10 protein-coding genes and 1 pseudogene are annotated in these 15,749 nt (G+C 68.4%); 10 read left to right on the top strand and 1 reads right to left on the bottom strand.

Annotated elements, in window-relative coordinates; all coding sequences use genetic code 11:
- Both HR086_RS34605 and HR086_RS34600 read left to right on the top strand, forming a co-directional pair.
- Positions 1-551: pseudogene (locus HR086_RS34605) on the top strand (glycosyl transferase family 1); the annotation flags it as partial.
- Positions 552-650: 99 nt separating this feature from the next.
- On the top strand, positions 651-4,898 hold the full coding sequence (locus HR086_RS34600; protein WP_174467768.1) for a response regulator: 4,248 nt from the start codon (positions 651-653) through the stop codon (positions 4,896-4,898).
- Positions 4,899-5,066: 168 nt separating this feature from the next.
- On the opposite strand, the gene HR086_RS34595 is transcribed toward HR086_RS34600, so the two are convergent.
- The gene (locus tag HR086_RS34595) at positions 5,067-5,261 is read right to left on the bottom strand and encodes a hypothetical protein (protein ID WP_246137619.1); all 195 of its coding nucleotides are present in this window, start codon (positions 5,259-5,261) and stop codon (positions 5,067-5,069) included.
- A gap of 222 nt (positions 5,262-5,483) precedes the next feature.
- On the opposite strand from HR086_RS34595, the gene HR086_RS34590 reads away from it, so the two are divergent.
- The 8 genes from HR086_RS34590 (at position 5,484) to HR086_RS34555 (ending at position 15,645) form a co-directional block, all read left to right on the top strand.
- Positions 5,484-6,422, top strand: a complete 939-nt coding sequence (locus tag HR086_RS34590) for a MoxR family ATPase (protein WP_174455206.1) — start codon at positions 5,484-5,486, stop codon at positions 6,420-6,422.
- A gap of 97 nt (positions 6,423-6,519) precedes the next feature.
- Entirely contained in the window at positions 6,520-7,935 is a 1,416-nt protein-coding gene (locus HR086_RS34585; RefSeq protein ID WP_246137620.1) for a patatin-like phospholipase family protein, read from the top strand.
- Positions 7,936-8,030: 95 nt separating this feature from the next.
- The gene (locus tag HR086_RS34580) at positions 8,031-8,978 is read left to right on the top strand and encodes a branched-chain amino acid transaminase (protein WP_141647031.1); all 948 of its coding nucleotides are present in this window, start codon (positions 8,031-8,033) and stop codon (positions 8,976-8,978) included.
- Between the two features lie 117 nt (positions 8,979-9,095).
- Positions 9,096-10,433: an AAA family ATPase gene (locus HR086_RS34575; protein WP_141647032.1), complete on the top strand. Its 1,338-nt coding sequence runs from the start codon at positions 9,096-9,098 to the stop codon at positions 10,431-10,433.
- Between the two features lie 117 nt (positions 10,434-10,550).
- Positions 10,551-11,393, top strand: a complete 843-nt coding sequence (locus tag HR086_RS34570; RefSeq protein WP_141647033.1) for a Fic family protein — start codon at positions 10,551-10,553, stop codon at positions 11,391-11,393.
- Positions 11,394-11,569: 176 nt separating this feature from the next.
- Positions 11,570-12,691 carry a bifunctional oligoribonuclease/PAP phosphatase NrnA gene (locus HR086_RS34565; RefSeq protein ID WP_174467767.1) on the top strand — a complete coding sequence of 374 codons (1,122 nt, stop codon included), beginning with the start codon at positions 11,570-11,572 and terminating at the stop codon, positions 12,689-12,691.
- Positions 12,688-13,833, top strand: coding sequence for a cysteine desulfurase family protein (locus HR086_RS34560; RefSeq protein WP_174467766.1), 1,146 nt, complete (start codon positions 12,688-12,690; stop codon positions 13,831-13,833). The genes HR086_RS34565 and HR086_RS34560 overlap by 4 nt, the downstream gene beginning before the upstream one ends.
- Before the next feature lie 207 nt (positions 13,834-14,040).
- A complete protein-coding gene (locus tag HR086_RS34555) occupies positions 14,041-15,645 on the top strand; it encodes a right-handed parallel beta-helix repeat-containing protein (protein ID WP_174467765.1) in 1,605 nt (534 codons plus the stop codon).
- Positions 15,646-15,749: the final 104 nt, after the last annotated feature.

The following is a 15,749-nucleotide window of genomic DNA, read 5'->3' as shown; positions in this document are numbered from 1 at the left end:
GTCAGCGCCCTCCCCGGCTGATGTCCGTGGACGGACCGCCCCGGCTGGAGCCCATCGACGGAGCCGCCGCTCGCCCCGCCCTGAAGGCCGCCACCTCGGCCGCCGAACCCGAGGACGAGCCCGAGGAGATCTCCGAGGACGAAGCCCAGGCCATCGAGGACGGTGACGACGCGGGGCCTACTCCATCCCACTCCCGCCCACGTCTCGATGAACCGGACGAAATCAGCAGCGACGAGGTGGAGGAGGCTGAGGTCTCCGTCAGCAGCGCCGCGCAGCTGATCGAAGACGAGGACGAACTCCAGGAGGCCGAAGCCGAGGAGGCCCTCCCGGAGCCGGCCCCGGACGACGACGGCCCCGCGCCTGAACCGCTCTCCTCGACGCTGAATCCCTGGTTCGCCCAGCTCGCCCACGGGTACTGTCCACCCGAAGGCACTCGGTTCGCCCGTCACACGCCCCCCACCACCTTCCCGGGGCGGGATGACGATACGGATCCGTCCCGATTGCCCCCCACGCCCCGTGCACAAGGCGTCGTTCGCGGCAAGGGCTCGTGAAGCAGCCAACCGAGCACCCTCCGGAAACTTTCCAAGCTTCACGCCCGCCCAGTAGGATGTTGCGGTTTTCACTGCACTTTTTACGGGTGAAAGGGCTTCATGGAGCGCCGCGTCCTCATCGTTGAAAGCCAAAACGACTTCGCCCTCAGCATGGCGACCGTGCTCAAGAGCGCGGGTTACCAGACCGCCATGGCGGCGACTGCCACGGATGCGCAGCGCGAGCTGGAGAAGCGCCGGCCGGATCTCGTCGTCCTCCGAGCCGAGCTGCCGGATCAATCCGGGTTCACGCTGTGCGGGCAGATCAAGAAGGGCAAGTGGGGCCAGAATCTCAAGGTCCTGCTCCTGTCCTCCGACACGGGAGTCGAAGGTCTCACGCAGCACCGGCAGACGCCGGGCGCCGCGGACGGCTACCTCGTCATCCCCTTTGAAATGGGGGAGCTGGCGTCGCTGAGCACGGGCATCGTCCCACCGGGGACGGATGAGTCCGACGCGTCCCTTGACGCGGCGCTCTCAGGCAACGGCCCTCGCGAGGCCCCGCCTCCGATGCCGGCCATCCGCACCAGTCCGGGCGGTCCGCCCAAGCTTCCCAAGCGCGAGCGCCGCAGCGCGATGACGGAAGAGGACCGCGCGTTCCTCGACCGCGCGTTCCAATCCATCGCCGACCGCAAGGCGGAGCTGCTGGCGGAGTCGCGCCAGCTCAAGCGCCCACCTCCGCGCCGCGAGCTGATGGGCACGCCGGAGGGGAAGATCCAGATCCTCCGCGACGAGCTGAAGACGCGCGAGGCCCAGCTCGCCCGCCTCTCCGAAATCTGGAGCGTGCGCGAGCGCGAACTCCTGTCCGGCGAGGACCGGCTCCACGAGAAGGACGTGGAGCTGCAGGGCCTCAAGATGCAGGTCGACGACCTGTTGCGCCGCTTCAACGAGGCGCAGCAGGCCATGCTCCAGAAGGAACGCGAGCACGGCGCCACCGTCGATGATCTGCTGCTCCAGAAGTTCTCCTCGGAGAAGGACCTCATCGAGGTCGTCGCCTCCAAGGAGAAGGACATCAACCTGCTGCGCAAGGAGGTCCACAACCGCGAGGACGAAGTCGCGCGGCGTGGCACCGACCTGGAGCACCTCCGAGCCGAGTACGACAAGCTGGAGAAGCTCCACAACGTCGTCACGCTGGAGTTCGAGGTCAAGGAGCAGAAGCTCCATGACACCGTCCGCGCGAACGAGGCGGAGATCGCCCAGCTGGGCAAGCGCGGTGACGACTTCGAGTCGGAGCTGGGCCGCACCGTCAGCGAGAGGGATCAGCGCTACGCCGAGCTGGACGGGGAGATTCAGGCCCTCCAGGAGCGGCTGCAGCAGACGGAGCAGGAGCGCGACACCACCGTCCGCGGCCTGGAGACCCGAGCCGCCTCCGCCGAGGAGCACGGCGCCCGGGGCGACGCGGAGATCATCCGGCTGAACGCGGAGCGCGACGCGCTCGAGGCGCGGCTCAGCCAGCAGGTGGCGGATCTGGAGTCCGATCTCGCGCGCACCACGAGCGAGCGCGAGCAGCTCCGGATGGACAAGGACGCCCAGGAGACGGAGCTCAATCAGCGCGTCGAGGATCGCGACGCGAAGATCTCCTCCCTGGACCGCGAGCTTGCGGAGACCATCGCTCACAACGAGCGCACCGAGGCGGACCTCAACTCCAGCATCCAGCAGCAGCTGGAGCGCATCGGCGAGCTGGAGGGCGAGGTCGAGGCCGTCAAGGCGCACCTGGCCGACCGCGAAGCCGAGCTGTCTGGCGAACTCCAGGCACTCACCGACGCGAAGAACGCGCTGGAAGAGGACCTCACCGGCCGTCTCGAGGCGCTGCAGATCGCCAAGGACGCGCTGGAGGAAGACCTCACCCGGCAGCTCGAGGACGTGCGCGCGGCGAAGGCCGAGCAGGAAGCCGACCTCACCGGGCAGATCCAGGCCCTCACCTCGCAGCTCGAGGAATCGCAGCGCCTTGGCGAGCAGCTCCAGGCGCGCGTCGCATCGCTGGAGGACACCGTCGCCCAGCGCGAGTCCACCATCGAGGGGCTCCAGGGTGACGTCGCGGCGAGGGATCAGCGCATCTCCGAACTGACGGGAGACCTGGAGGCCACCAGCCAGACGCTCTCGCAGACTCAGGACACGCTGGCTCGCACCGAGCAGCAGCTCGCGGACACGCAGAACACCCTGGCGAGCACGGAGCAGACGCTCTCCGAGACTCGCGGCGAGCTGGAAGCCACCAGCCAGACGCTGAGCGAGACGCAGACGCGGCTGGCCCAGACGGAAGAGGCGCTGTCCACCACGCGCGGCGAGCTGGAGGCCACCAGCCAGTCGCTCGCGCAGACCCAGGACACGCTGGCGCGCACCGAGCAACAGCTCGCGGACACGCAAGGCACGCTGGCCCAGACGGAAGGCTCGCTGGCGGAGACTCGCGGCGAGCTGGAGGCCACCACCCAGGCGCTCACCCAGACGCAGAACACGCTGGAGGAGACGCGCGACGAGCTGGGCACCACCACCGCGCACCGCGACGCCCTCAAGGTCGAGCTGGACGAGACCCACGGGACGCTGCAGACGACGCAAGCCGCGCTGGCGAGGACCACCGGCGAGCGGGATCAGCGCATCGCCGAGCTGCAGGCCCTGGGCGAGGCCAAGGACGCGCTGGAGCAACTGCTCACCGGCCAGATTGGCCATCTGCGCGGAGAACTCGCGGAGACGCTGGGCAACTACGAGGCGGAGCGGGCCGCGCACGAGAAGCTCGCCGCCGAGACGAGCGCGAACATCGAGGACCTCACCAGCGAGCGCGACGGACTGCGCTCGGAGCTGGAGGCCACCAGCCAGTCGCTCGAGCAGGTGCAGGGACAGCTCGCCGCCACGAGCGATGCGCTGTCGCGTGAGCAGCAGGCGCACACGACCAGTCGTCAGCAGGCGGCCAGCGCCCAGTCCGCGCTGGAGGCGGAGCTCAACGACGCGCGCAACCAGGTGGAGGAGCTGGGCGAACAGCTCACCATCACCAAGCACGAGCTGGGCGCTCGGGTGGCGGAAGTCACCCAGCTGTCGTCCCATCTCGCGCAGGTCGAGGACACGCGGGCCAACCTCAAGGAGCGGCTGGACGCGCTCACCGAGGAGTCCCAGCGCCGCGAGGAGCTGCTCCAGAACGACCTGGCCACCAAGGGCAAGGAGCTCTCGGACACGCTGCGCAAGCTCACCCAGGTGACGCAGGAGAAGATGCGTCAGGCCGAGGTGCTCAACCGCGAGGTCGCCACCCGCACCGAGCAGCTCAAGGCGCTGGAGACCAAGCTCCAGACGCAGGCCGCCGACGCCAAGCGCCACGCGGACGGACTCGGCCAGCAGATGGCCGGGCTCAACAACCAGTTCGAGCTGGCGAAGAAGACGCTCGGCGAGCGCGAGGAGCAGCTGCGCGCGGCGGGTGCCCAGCACCAGAAGCTGGTGCAGGAGCGCGACGGCGTCTCCGGTCAGCTCCAGCAGTCCGAGGCCCGGCTCCAGCAGCAGGCCCAGCAGGCGCAGCAGGAGCGCGCCGAGGCCAAGCGAGCCTCCGACGAGCTGGCGGCGAAACTGGCCAAGGCCGAGCAGCGCGTCGCGCAGCTCACGCAGGAGGCCCAGGCGAAGGCCGCCGACGCCGACGCGAAGGCCAAGGACATGCAGGGTCAGCTCGCCACCCGCACCAAGAAGGTGCAGGACCTGGAGCTGGCGCTGGAGAACGCCCAGGGCGCCAAGGCCCGCGCGGAGAAGGACCTGGTCGCGAAGGTGTCCGCCGCCGAGGGCAAGGCCAACGAGGCCGCCGCCCGACTGGCCACCGCCCAGAAGGAGCGCAAGGACCTGGAGGCGCGGCAGCTGCGCGAAATCGAGGAGCTGGGCGCCAAGCAGAAGGCCGAGCTGGAGCGTCGCGAAGCCATCAAGACGCAAGAGGTGACGCGCCTGCAGCAGTCCGTGCAGGAGAAGAGCAAGGCGCTCAAGGTCGCGGAGCTGGAGCTGGCCCGCTTCAAGAGCAAGTCACCCGCCACCCCTGCCCCGGTCGCGGGCAAGGCCGCCAAGGCCGCGGCTCCCTCGGACGACGACGAACAGCTCGCCCTGCGCACGCAGCTCAATCAGATCATCCCCGCCGCGGCCGCTCCCGCTGCGGCGGCTCCCGCGAAAGCCGCCAAGGCCGCCGCAAAGCCCGCCGCCGCGAAGAAGGCAGCCCCTGCTCCCGCCTCCGCGGCCACTCCGCTGGGTGGCGAGGAGTCGGAGCCCACCGACCGCACCATGCTCGTGCAGCTCCCCGTCGGTGGGGTGAAAGAGGATGACGACTGGACGGCGCTGGTGGACGAGCTCGACAAGTAGCTCGCGGCCCGAGGGCCGCCGCCACGGTGGCGGCCCTCGCCGGAAATCCCTACCTCGAGCTGTCTGGAGTTCCGGCACCCGCCGGGAAACCGGCACGGGGCCGGGGAGCCTCAGGCGGTGTCACGAGCCTTCGGGCCGCGACATCCATGCCCTACCGAGGCGGAAAACTCAGAGGGCGGCGCGCGCGTCGCGCACCAGTTCCTTGAAGTGCAGGCTGGCGAGGACGTCGCGGAGGGAAGCCTCACGCCCGACGCTGTGCGCCTGCATCTGCGCCTCACGCCAGCGGCTCACCAGCGTCCGCACGGCGATGTACGACAGCAGCAGGGGGAAACCACCCGGCAACAGGATGATTGCCAGCGCCATCACCATCCTCATCCACGCCCACACCATGACCACGGACCTCGCTGCTTTCCTTCGTGAGTTGCGCCCTAGAGATGCACGACGTGTGCCCACGGTGCGCAAATAATTTCCCCACGTTTTTCCGCAGGGTTGGAGGGCAGCGAGGCAGGAAGGTTGGGGACGAAGGCCACGGACCCTGGCATTTTTGCCGCAGTCGCCTGGGGGGCGTCGGTTAAGTTCCACCGGGTGAGCACCCCTTCGACGGCAGAGATCCGCACCTTCACCAGCGTGGCGGACGCGGAGAAACACCTGGAGCAGGTGGGATACCTGCCCTCCCCGGAGATCGCCACGGCGGCCTTCCTGGCGGACCGGATGGACAAGCCCATCCTCGTCGAAGGCCCCGCGGGTGTGGGCAAGACGGAGCTGGCGCGGGCCATGGCCACGGCGCTGGGCCGCGAGCTCATCCGCCTCCAGTGCTACGAGGGGCTGGACGAGGCCAAGGCCCTCTATGAGTGGGAGTACGCCAAGCAGCTGCTCTACACCCAGCTCCTCAAGGACAAGATTGGGGAGATGGTGCAGGGCACCTCCACGCTGTCGGAGGCGGCGGACCGGCTGGCCTCGAGCGACGCCGTCTTCTTCTCCGAGCGCTTCCTCCTGCCGCGCCCCATCCTCCGCGCCCAGCTCTCCGAGCGCCCCGCCCTGCTGCTGGTGGATGAAATCGACAAGGCGGACCCGGAGTTCGAGGCCTTCCTGCTGGAGGTCCTCTCCGACAACGCCGTCACCATCCCCGAGCTGGGCACCTTCCACGCCAAGCACATCCCCCGCGTGCTGCTGACGTCCAACAACGCGCGCGAGCTGTCCGACGCCCTCAAGCGCCGTTGCCTGCACCTGCACATCGACTTCCCGGACCGGGAGCGGGAGCTGCGCATCGTCCGCTCGCGGCTGCCCCACGTGCCGCAGATGCTGGCCGAGCAGGTGGTGGAAGCGGTCGCCGCCATCCGCGCGCTCGACTTGAAGAAGGCGCCGTCCATCAGCGAGACGCTGGACTGGGCGCAGAGCCTGGTGCTGCTCAACGCGGAGCAGCTCACCTCGGACGTCGTGGCCTCCACGCTCAATCTCGTCCTCAAGTACGAGGGTGACATCGAGAAGGCCCGCGCCAACCTGCCGCAGATCGCCCAGGCGTGAAGCCCTTCATGACGCCCGCCCTCCCGGGGGCGGCGGGAGGGTGTCCGACAGACGGTGTATGCTCGGGGCTCGCGCCCACCGAGGCCCTGGCTCACTTGTGCTCCTGAAGGAACGCTTCCAGATCACCCGGCCGCTCGAGGAGCTGGAGCTCTCCCTCGTGCGCGCGTCCCTGGCGACGCCTGGCCTGCTCGACGAGCGCGAGGAGGCCGTGCTGCGCACCGCGCTGTCACTCGCGCGGCTCTACAAGGTCCAACACGGGGGGCTGGACGTGGGCGTGGGCGCCCTGCTCACGCCGTTCCGCGAGGAAGTGGAGCGCCGGCTCACGCCCGTGCTCGGTGGGCTCCGGCCTCCGACGCGAGACAGGCTGGTGCCCCACGTGAGGGACTTGCGCGAGCACGCCGCGAAGGCGCGTGACGGCGTGGTGGCCCGGCTGCGAGGGCGTGTCCCTCCGGAGGCGTTGGACCGCGAGCTGCGTCACAAGGAACTGGTGATGGTGACGGGGGGCGGAGGCGGCACCGCCTTCGTGTACCTGGGCGTGATGAGCCTGCTGGCCGAGCACGGCCTGGAGCCGAAGCTGCTCGCGGGCGCGTCCATGGGCGCCATCCTCGCCATCATGCGCTCGCGCATGGCGCGCTTCGACCCCACGGAGATGATCAACATCGTCCGGGGGCTGTCCTTCCGGAAGCTCTTCCGCTTCATCTCCACGGAGAGCCGCTACGGTCTGCCCGCGGCGCTGCGCCTGTTCCTGCGCGCGGGCCTGGGACGCTTCTTCGGCGCGGGCCCCGAGGGCAGCGGCCTGCGCCTCAAGGACCTGCCAGTGCCCACGCTCATCTCCGTGGGCGGCATCCGCCGAGGCATGCTTCCCCGCCCGCTCGAGTATTACGAGCGCCTGATGGGCACCAGTCCCCTGGGCCTGCTCAACCCCGCGGGCGTGGCGCGCCGCATCCAGGCCGCCATGGGCGCCATGGCGGAGCTGTTCACCCGCCCCGAAATCACCGTGCGCCTGCACCTGGGCTCGGACGACTCCACCGGCGAATTCGACGCGCTCGACGCCGCGGGCTTCTCCTCCGCGCTGCCCGGCGTCATCCACTACGACGTGCTGCGCGAGGACCCTCGCATGCACTCGCTGCTCGATGACCTGCTCGCGCACCACGGCGTGGCGAGACTCATCGACGGGGGCCTCGTGGACAACCTCCCCGCGAAGGCCGCGTGGAAGGCCGTCGCGCGAGGACGCATCGGCACGCGCAACACCCTCATCCTCGCGCTGGACGGCTTCGCACCCCGACTCGCCACGCCCTTCTGGCTCCCCCTCCAGCGCCTGGCCGCGATGACGGTGGCCCCCAACCTGCCCTACGCCCATCACATCAAGCGCTTCTCCCGCACGCTGTCACCGCTGGATGTCGTGCCCTCCGTGGAACTCGCGTCCAAGGCGCTCCACTACGGCCGAAAGGCGCTCGCCGAGGACCTGCCCTTCTTGCGACGCATGCTGGCCCCACTGCCACACGTGCTCTGATTTCCCTGAAACGGCTTTCACGCTTTGACCTCATAGGGTCCAGTGGCTAGAAGGGCCGGGCAGTCCCACTTCTTACAGGCCGAAGGAACCCCCGCATGAGCTCGACCTCGACCAGTGTTTTGCGTGCCGACCAGATATGGCTCGACGGCAAATTGGTGAAATGGGACGAGGGCCACGTGCATGTGATGACGCATGCGCTGCACTACGGGCTCGGCGTCTTCGAGGGCATCCGCGCGTACAAGACGCATGATGGCCGGCTGGCGGTGTTCCGCCTGCGCGAGCACATCCAGCGGCTGCTCGACTCGGCGCACATCTGCATGTTGAAGATGCCGTACACCGAGGACGAGCTCGTCGAGGCGTGCCTGGACCTGCTGCGCAAGCAGAAGGACCTGTTCGCCAACGGCGCGTACCTGCGGCCGGTGGCCTTCATGGGCGATGGCGCCATGGGCCTGGGCGCGGTGAACCCCACCCGCGTGGCCGTGACGGCGTGGGATTGGGGCGCGTACCTGGGCGACAAGGGCATCCGCGAGGGCATCCGCGCCAAGGTCAGCTCCTTCACGCGCCTGCACGTCAACGTGAACATGGTGCGCGGCAAGATTTCCGGCCAGTACGTCAACTCCATCCTCGCCAAGCGCGAGGTGGTGCTGGCGGGCTACGACGAGGCCATCCTCCTGGACATCAGCGGCTTCGTGGCCGAGGCGTCCGGGGAGAACATCTTCATGGTGAACAAAAAGGGCGTCATCAAGACCCCACCCTTGTCCTCGCCCATCCTCGACGGCATCACCCGCGACACCGTCCTCAAGATTCTCCGCGACAGCGGTCGCACCGTGGATGAGGTGACCTTCACCCGCGACGCGCTCTACATCTGCAACGAGATCTTCTTCACCGGCACCGCCGCGGAAATCACCCCCGTGCGCGAGGTGGACGACCGCACCGTCGGCACCGGCAAGCCCGGCCCCATCGGTACCTTCGTGCAGGACATGTACTTCCGCACGGTCCGGGGCATGGAGCCGCGCTACGCCGAGTGGCTCACCTACGTCTGACCCCCGGCGCCAGGCCTCCGGCGCCGTCCGGGGTAGGGAGCCTGCCTCCCTGCCCCCAGACCCCGGGAATCATCCCTTCTGCCCTCCCAACGCGGGTTTGGGCTAGAAAGGGGCCCGATGGCACCCGCCGGACACGCCTACGACGACAATCCGTTCAAGCTCGAGAACCCTTCCATCCTCGACATCGCTCCCGCGGAGCCGAAGTCGGTGGAGGAGACGGGGCTCAAGATGGGACTGCTCGCGGACATCGCGCTGAAGTTCCTCTATTACACCGGCACCGGCACCGGCATGGTCATCGCGGCCGAGATGCGCCTTCCATGGTCGGGCGTCATCGAGCACGTGGTGGACTTCCTCGCCACGGAGAAGCTGGTGGACCTGCGCGGCGGCAAGGGCTTCGGCCGCGCGTCCGTGGAGTTCATCCTCACGGAGAAGGGCCGCGAGTACGCCCGCGACGCGCTCACCCGCACCACGTACGTGGGCCCCGCCCCCGTGCCCATTGAGCAGTACAACGCGCTCATCACCAGCCAGACGGAGGAGACGCCCGTCGTCAGCCAGGAGGAGCTGGTGATGGCGCTCAGCCACCTCACCGTCCCCGCCGAGCTGATGGACAAGCTGGGCCCCGCGGTGAACTCCGGGCGCTCGCTCTTCCTCTACGGCCCCCCGGGCAACGGCAAGACGAGCCTCGCGGAGGCCGTCTCCCACATGTTCGGCGGCGAGGTCTACGTGCCGCACTGCCTGGAGATCGGCAATCAGATCATCCAGGTGCATGACCACCTCATCCACACGCCCGTCTCGCTGGAGATGGGCGGCGATGCGTCCGGCCGCCGTCAGAGCTTCGAGATGGACAACCGGTGGATGCTCTGCCGCCGGCCCGCCGTCGTCGTCGGTGGCGAACTCACGCTGGAGACCCTGGACCTCATCTACTCGGAGAGCACCCGCTTCTACGAAGCCCCGTTCCAGGTGAAGGCCAACGGCGGCATGCTCCTCATCGACGACTTCGGCCGCCAGAAAGTCCACCCCACAGACCTTCTCAACCGGTGGATCGTTCCCCTGGAAAAGCGGGTGGACTTCCTCACCCTCCATACCGGCAAGAAGTTCGAAATCCCATTTGATCAGCTTCTCGTCTTTTCCACGAATTTGGACCCCAAGGAGTTGGTGGACGAGGCGTTCCTGCGCCGCATCAAGTACAAAATCGAGGTCACCAATCCCGACGAGGAGTCCTATCGGGAGATCTTCCGCCGGGTGTGCGAGGCGGCGGGAATTCCCTATGTGGACCAGGCCGTCACGTACCTCGTCGAGCACTATTACAAGCCCAGGACGATGCAGCTTCGCGCGTGCCATCCCCGCGATTTGGTGGGGCTCATCAAGGACGCGGCCCGGTACCGGCAGATACCGCCGGCCCTGTCCAAGGACCTGCTCGACCAGGCGTGCGAGGTCTTCCTCGTCAATCTCTAGTGGATTTCGTTGTTACAACCGTGCGGAATTTCTAGAATCCGCATGCCGTTGTATCGCTCGGCCGCACGCTTCGGTCTCCGCCCCGCGGGGATACGACGCAAGAAGGAGCCGCAGTCCGTGAAGGAACGCTACCAGGACATCGACGAGAAGAACGAGGCGCTGCGCGAGTACCTCGACATCTACAAGGACAAGCAGCCAGCGCGTGACTTCCTCGAACAGTTCGAGATGTCGTGGATCTACCACGACGCCGCACTGGAAGGCGTGGTCTACACCCACCAGGAACTGAAGGCCGCGCTGTTCCCCAGTCGCGCGAGCGCCGAGGCCTCCATGATTCCGGTGGTGCTCGAGATTCGCAATCACAAGGCCGTCTGCGACTTCATTCGCGAGGAAGCCGCGGGCGCCAAGAAGCAGGCGCAGATCACCCTCACCACCATCAAGCGGATGCACGACCTCTTCCTCGGGAACACCCCGGAGGCATTGGCCGAGCGAGCGCGCATGGAGCGACGGGAGCGCACGGAGAAGGAGCTCGCCAAGGAGCGCGAGCGCTCGGGGCTGCGCAAGGACATGCCGCTGCACCGCACGTACTTCCACGACATCCACCAGCCCGCGAAGATCCAACCGGCGCTGGAGAAGCTCGTGGACTACACGGCCAGCGCCGAGTTCCGCGAGTTCCATCCCATCAAACAGGCCGCCACGGTGCAGCACAGCTTCCTGCAGATCTTCCCGTTCACCGAGCACAGCGGGAAGGTGGGGCGCATGTGCAGCAACCTCATCCTGCTGCGCAATGGCTACATGCCCGCCGTCATCCACTCCATTGACCGGCAGCGCTATTACGAGTGCTTCCGGGGCCCGGTGGCGCAGTTCCGCACGGTGCTGATGGACGCCATGGAAAACTCGCTCGACAACGGGGTGAAGTACTTCAGGGACCTCGGGCGCAAGTACAAGGCCATCAACAACTAGTTGGACCTCCTCAAGGGGGCAGGAAGGCGTCCGGGCACACGGCCTTCCGCCCCTCCGTGAACGTCGGGGGGGGCGTTTGCACCATTGATGTGCGGGTGACACCGCGCCCTCAATGTCGAGGAGACAACATCCGGCATCTCGAAACCCGAGGCCGGAGGAAGTAAAGAAGACCATCCATGCCCGTGACCCAGTCCTTCAACAGCCGCCGTGCCCAGGGAACCATCGGGGGCGAGCTGACGGAGCCTCCGCCACCGCGACTGGCCCTGCTATCGGCCCGGGACAAGCTGGACCGGCTGCTCCAGGTGGCCAAGGGGCACCGCAAGGCGCTCATCCTCACGCACGACAACCCGGACCCGGACTCGCTGGCCGCCGCGGTGGCGCTCGCCCACCTGCTGGAGCGCCGAGCGGACGTGGAGGCCCACGTGGGCTACGGGGGCATCATCGGCCGGGCGGAGAACATCGCCTTCGTGAAGGTGCTGCGGCTGCCCATCTCCCACGTGTCGCAGATCGACTTCGACGAGTACGACCTCTTCGGGTTGGTGGACACGCAGCCCAAGGTGGGCAACCACTCGCTGCCCGTGCGGCTGGAGGCCCACCTCGTGGTAGACCATCACCCGCTGCGCGAGGAGAGCCTGGCGTCGCCCTTCGCGGACGTGGGCGGGGACTTCGGCGCGACGTCCACCATGCTGGTGGAGTACCTGCGCGCCGCGCGCGTGGAGCCCTCCGTCGAAGTGGCCACCGCGCTGTTCTACGGCATCAAGGCGGACACGAGGGACCTGGGCCGCGAGACGACGCAGACGGACATCGACAGCTACCTGTGGCTGTTCCCGCGCATGGACAAGTCGATGCTCGCGCAGATCGAACACCCCGAGCTGCCGGCGCGCTACTTCCAGCTGTACCACACGGCTTTCGAGCGGGCGAAGGTCTACGGCACCGCCATCGTCACCGACCTGGAGGAGGTCTACTCCCCGGACATGGTGGCGGAGGTCGCCGAGCGGCTGATGTTCCTCGAGGGCACGAAGTGGTCGCTGGCCTTCGGCACGTACCGCAACCAGCTCTACTTCAGCCTGCGCGTGAAGGACCGGCGGATGAACGCGGGCCGGCTCATCCGCGAAATCTTCGAGGACTACGGCGGCTCCTCCGGCGGCCACGGCAGCATGGCCGGCGCGCGGCTGCCGCTGTCGGGCAAGGCGGCGCAGCGCAAGGCGCTCAAGCGTGAGCTGGTGAGTCGCTTCCTGGAGGCCTTCGGCGTCTCGGACGAACGTCCCGTGTCGCTGCTCTCCGCGCAGGACTCGTGATCTACTGGGACTACAACGCCGCCGCGCCTGTCCGGCCGGAAGTCGCGACGGGGCTCGCGCACGCCCTCGTCCACGGTGGCCATGGCAATGCCTCCAGCGTGCACGCCGCCGGCCGCGAGGCCCGCGCCAGGCTGGACGCCGCGAGAGCCCGGGTGGCGCGCGTGCTGGGCTGCGAGCCGAAGGAAGTCTGCTTCACGGCCTCGGGCAGCGAGGCGGATGCCCTGGCCCTGGTGGGCGCGTGGCATGCGCGTCCCTCGCCGGAGCGACGTCGGCTGGTGACGTCGGCGGTGGAGCACCCCGCCCTGCTGGGCGCGGTGGCGCAGCTCGAGCGGGAAGGCGCGCAGGTGGTGCGAGTCGCCCCAGGCCCGGATGGGCGCGTGCGCGAGGAGGACCTGCTCGCGGCGCTGACGCCGGACACCGCGCTGTGCTCGCTGATGTGGGCCAACAACGAGACGGGCGTGGTGCAGCCCGTGGCGGAAGTCGCGCGCGCGTGCCGCAAGCAGGGCGTGCTCTTCCACACGGACGCGGTGCAGGCGGCGGGCAAGCTCCCGCTGTCGCTGCGCGAGGTGGACGCGGATCTGCTGTCGCTGTCTGCGCACAAGTTCGGCGGGCCCTCGGGCGTGGGCGTGCTGGTGGTGCGCAAGGGCGTGGACGTGCGCGCCCTCACCCCCGGACACCAGGAAGGGGGCCGTCGCGGAGGGACGCAGAACATCCCGTATGCGGAGGCCCTGGCGCTCGCGCTGGAGCTCGCGGCGAGTGAGCAGGCGACGCTGGCGGCACGGCTCGGCGCGCTGCGCGACGACTTCGAGCGCGCGGTGCTGGAGTCGGTGGCGGGCGTGACGGTGAACGGCGCGGGTGTGACCCGCGTGCCCAACACGAGCAACCTGCGCTTCGACGGCGTGGAGGGCGAGGCGCTGCTCATCGCGCTCGACCTGGATGGCATCTGCGTGTCGATGGGCGCGGCCTGCGCGTCCGGGACGTTGACGCCCTCGCACGTGCTCCGGGCCATGGGACTGTCAGCGGCCCAGGCACGCGGAAGCCTCCGCTTCAGCCTGGGGCCCGACACCCGCGAGGACGATGTGCGCCGCGTCGTCGACGCACTCCGTCGTCACATGCCCCTGGTTCGCGCCCTCGCGGGCTAGGTCCTCTTCGCGCCCGACGCACGCGCGTGGCCCCGCGTCCTTGCACGCCGCCACGTACGTCAGGCGCACTTGACGCATATCCAGCCCCGCCGAACCACGAGCATCCTCCTGTGAATGCCGCGTCCCCCTTGGGGGCATGGGCGCTTGATGAAGGCGACTCCGGTGGAAAGCATCATCCCCACTGCCGACAAATCAGGGGGGCTGCACATGGGTCAGGGTTCGAAGGGGCTGGGGTTTCTGAGGAATCGGTTCGCGGTGCTCGTGTACGGGCTCGCGCTCGCATGTGGCCCTAGCTCGGCGGAGCTGGGGGCCGGTGACACACAGCGCCCTGGAACGGAGACGGGTGCGACTCGGGTGACCGCGCTTCGGGGCGACACGAGCGCCACTGGCGACGACCCGGCGCTCTGGGAAGAGCAGATGACACCGCTCAACGCGAAGGAGTTGTTCTGGAGCCAGTGCCCCTCGGCGGCCGACGCGCAGGGCCCCACGCTGTACGTCGCGAACACGGGGCCCCGGGATGCAGAGGCTCCGCTGGGCTCCTCGGACAATCCCTTCCCCACCATCATGGCGGCGGTGAAGGTGGCGCAGCCGGGCGACGTCATCCAGGTTCGCGAAGGGACGTATCCCGAGCAGGTCGCCATCAATCCACTGAAGGCGCGCCCCGGAACGGCCACGTCGCCCATCGTCCTGAGGGGGGAGCCGTCGCGCCGACCTCGCATCATCCCTTCGACGACCGACGTGGGCAGCCTGCTGGTGCTGAGCCAGCCCTATTGGATCGTCCAGTCCGTGGAGGTGGACGTGCTCGAGCGCCCCTCTTTCGCCGCGCTCTTCGAGGACAGCACCACCTGCTCGCAGCTGACCGACTCCGTGCTCCATGGCGGCCGGGCTGGCGGAGGGGTCGTCGTCAGCGATGCGACTCGCGTGCTCGTCGACGGCAACGCCATTCACGACTTCTCCAGGACGGGCTTTGACTCCCATGGGGTGGCGGTGAAGGGCTCCTCGCGCGAGGTCTTCATCCTGGAGAACACCATCCACGATGCGTCGGGCGATGGCGTGCAGTGCCAGCCCAGTGAGGCCAGGCCGTCCACCCTCTTCATCGAGCGCAATCAGATGTACGACTGCGGCGAGAATGGCATCGACGTCAAGGCGTGCGACGACATCGCCATCTACGAGAACGTCCTCTTCCGCTTCCCCAACCTGGAGCGCTACCCGTGGCAGGAGAAGACCTCCGCCGCCGAGGCGGTGTTGATCCACGAGGACGCGACGAACATCCAGATTGTCGGCAACCTCGTCTTCCAGGCGGGCCGCGGCATCTCCATCGGCGGGACGTCCCCGGTGGACAACCCCGTCAACGTGCTGGTGCAGGGCAACAGGGTGACGGACATCTACAACTTCGCGAACCGGCACAACGGCCAGGGCATCCGCGTCGTGAGGGCGCAGGGAGTGCGTGTGCTCGGCAACCTCATCGAACGCACGGCGGACTCGGGCCTGCGACTGGCCGCGGACGAGCCCTTCGTCGTCTCGGACCTGACCGTCTTCGACAACACCCTGAGGGACATGCGCAGCTTCGTGAAGCTGGGCCGCGACACGTCCCGCCCCGGCCTGCGGTTGGACCGCAACCGCTACGAGGGAGCGAGCGGCATCTTCAGCGCCTTTGGACTCCTGTCCGAAGGTGACTTCGCGGCCTGGCACGGCAAGCTCACACCCTACGGACTCGAACAGCACTCCGTGCGAGTCACACCGGGAGACCCCGATGACCTCCCGCTCCCCATGTTCATCCCCACCGCCCTACCAGTTCTGCTCGGGGAGTGACTTCTCACGCACGTCTTCGTCCGGTTGGCCGTAGCCTGGCATCCCGTCCTCGCGCGGCTCATCGGGCTTGGGCGGAAGCCGCTGGGGAAGGTCCTCGCGTGTCT

Source organism: Myxococcus sp. CA039A (assembly GCF_013336645.1).
In the GTDB taxonomy this organism is placed as follows: Bacteria; Myxococcota; Myxococcia; order Myxococcales; family Myxococcaceae; genus Myxococcus; species Myxococcus llanfairpwllgwyngyllgogerychwyrndrobwllllantysiliogogogochensis.
This window is presented reverse-complemented; position numbering and strand designations above follow the sequence as displayed.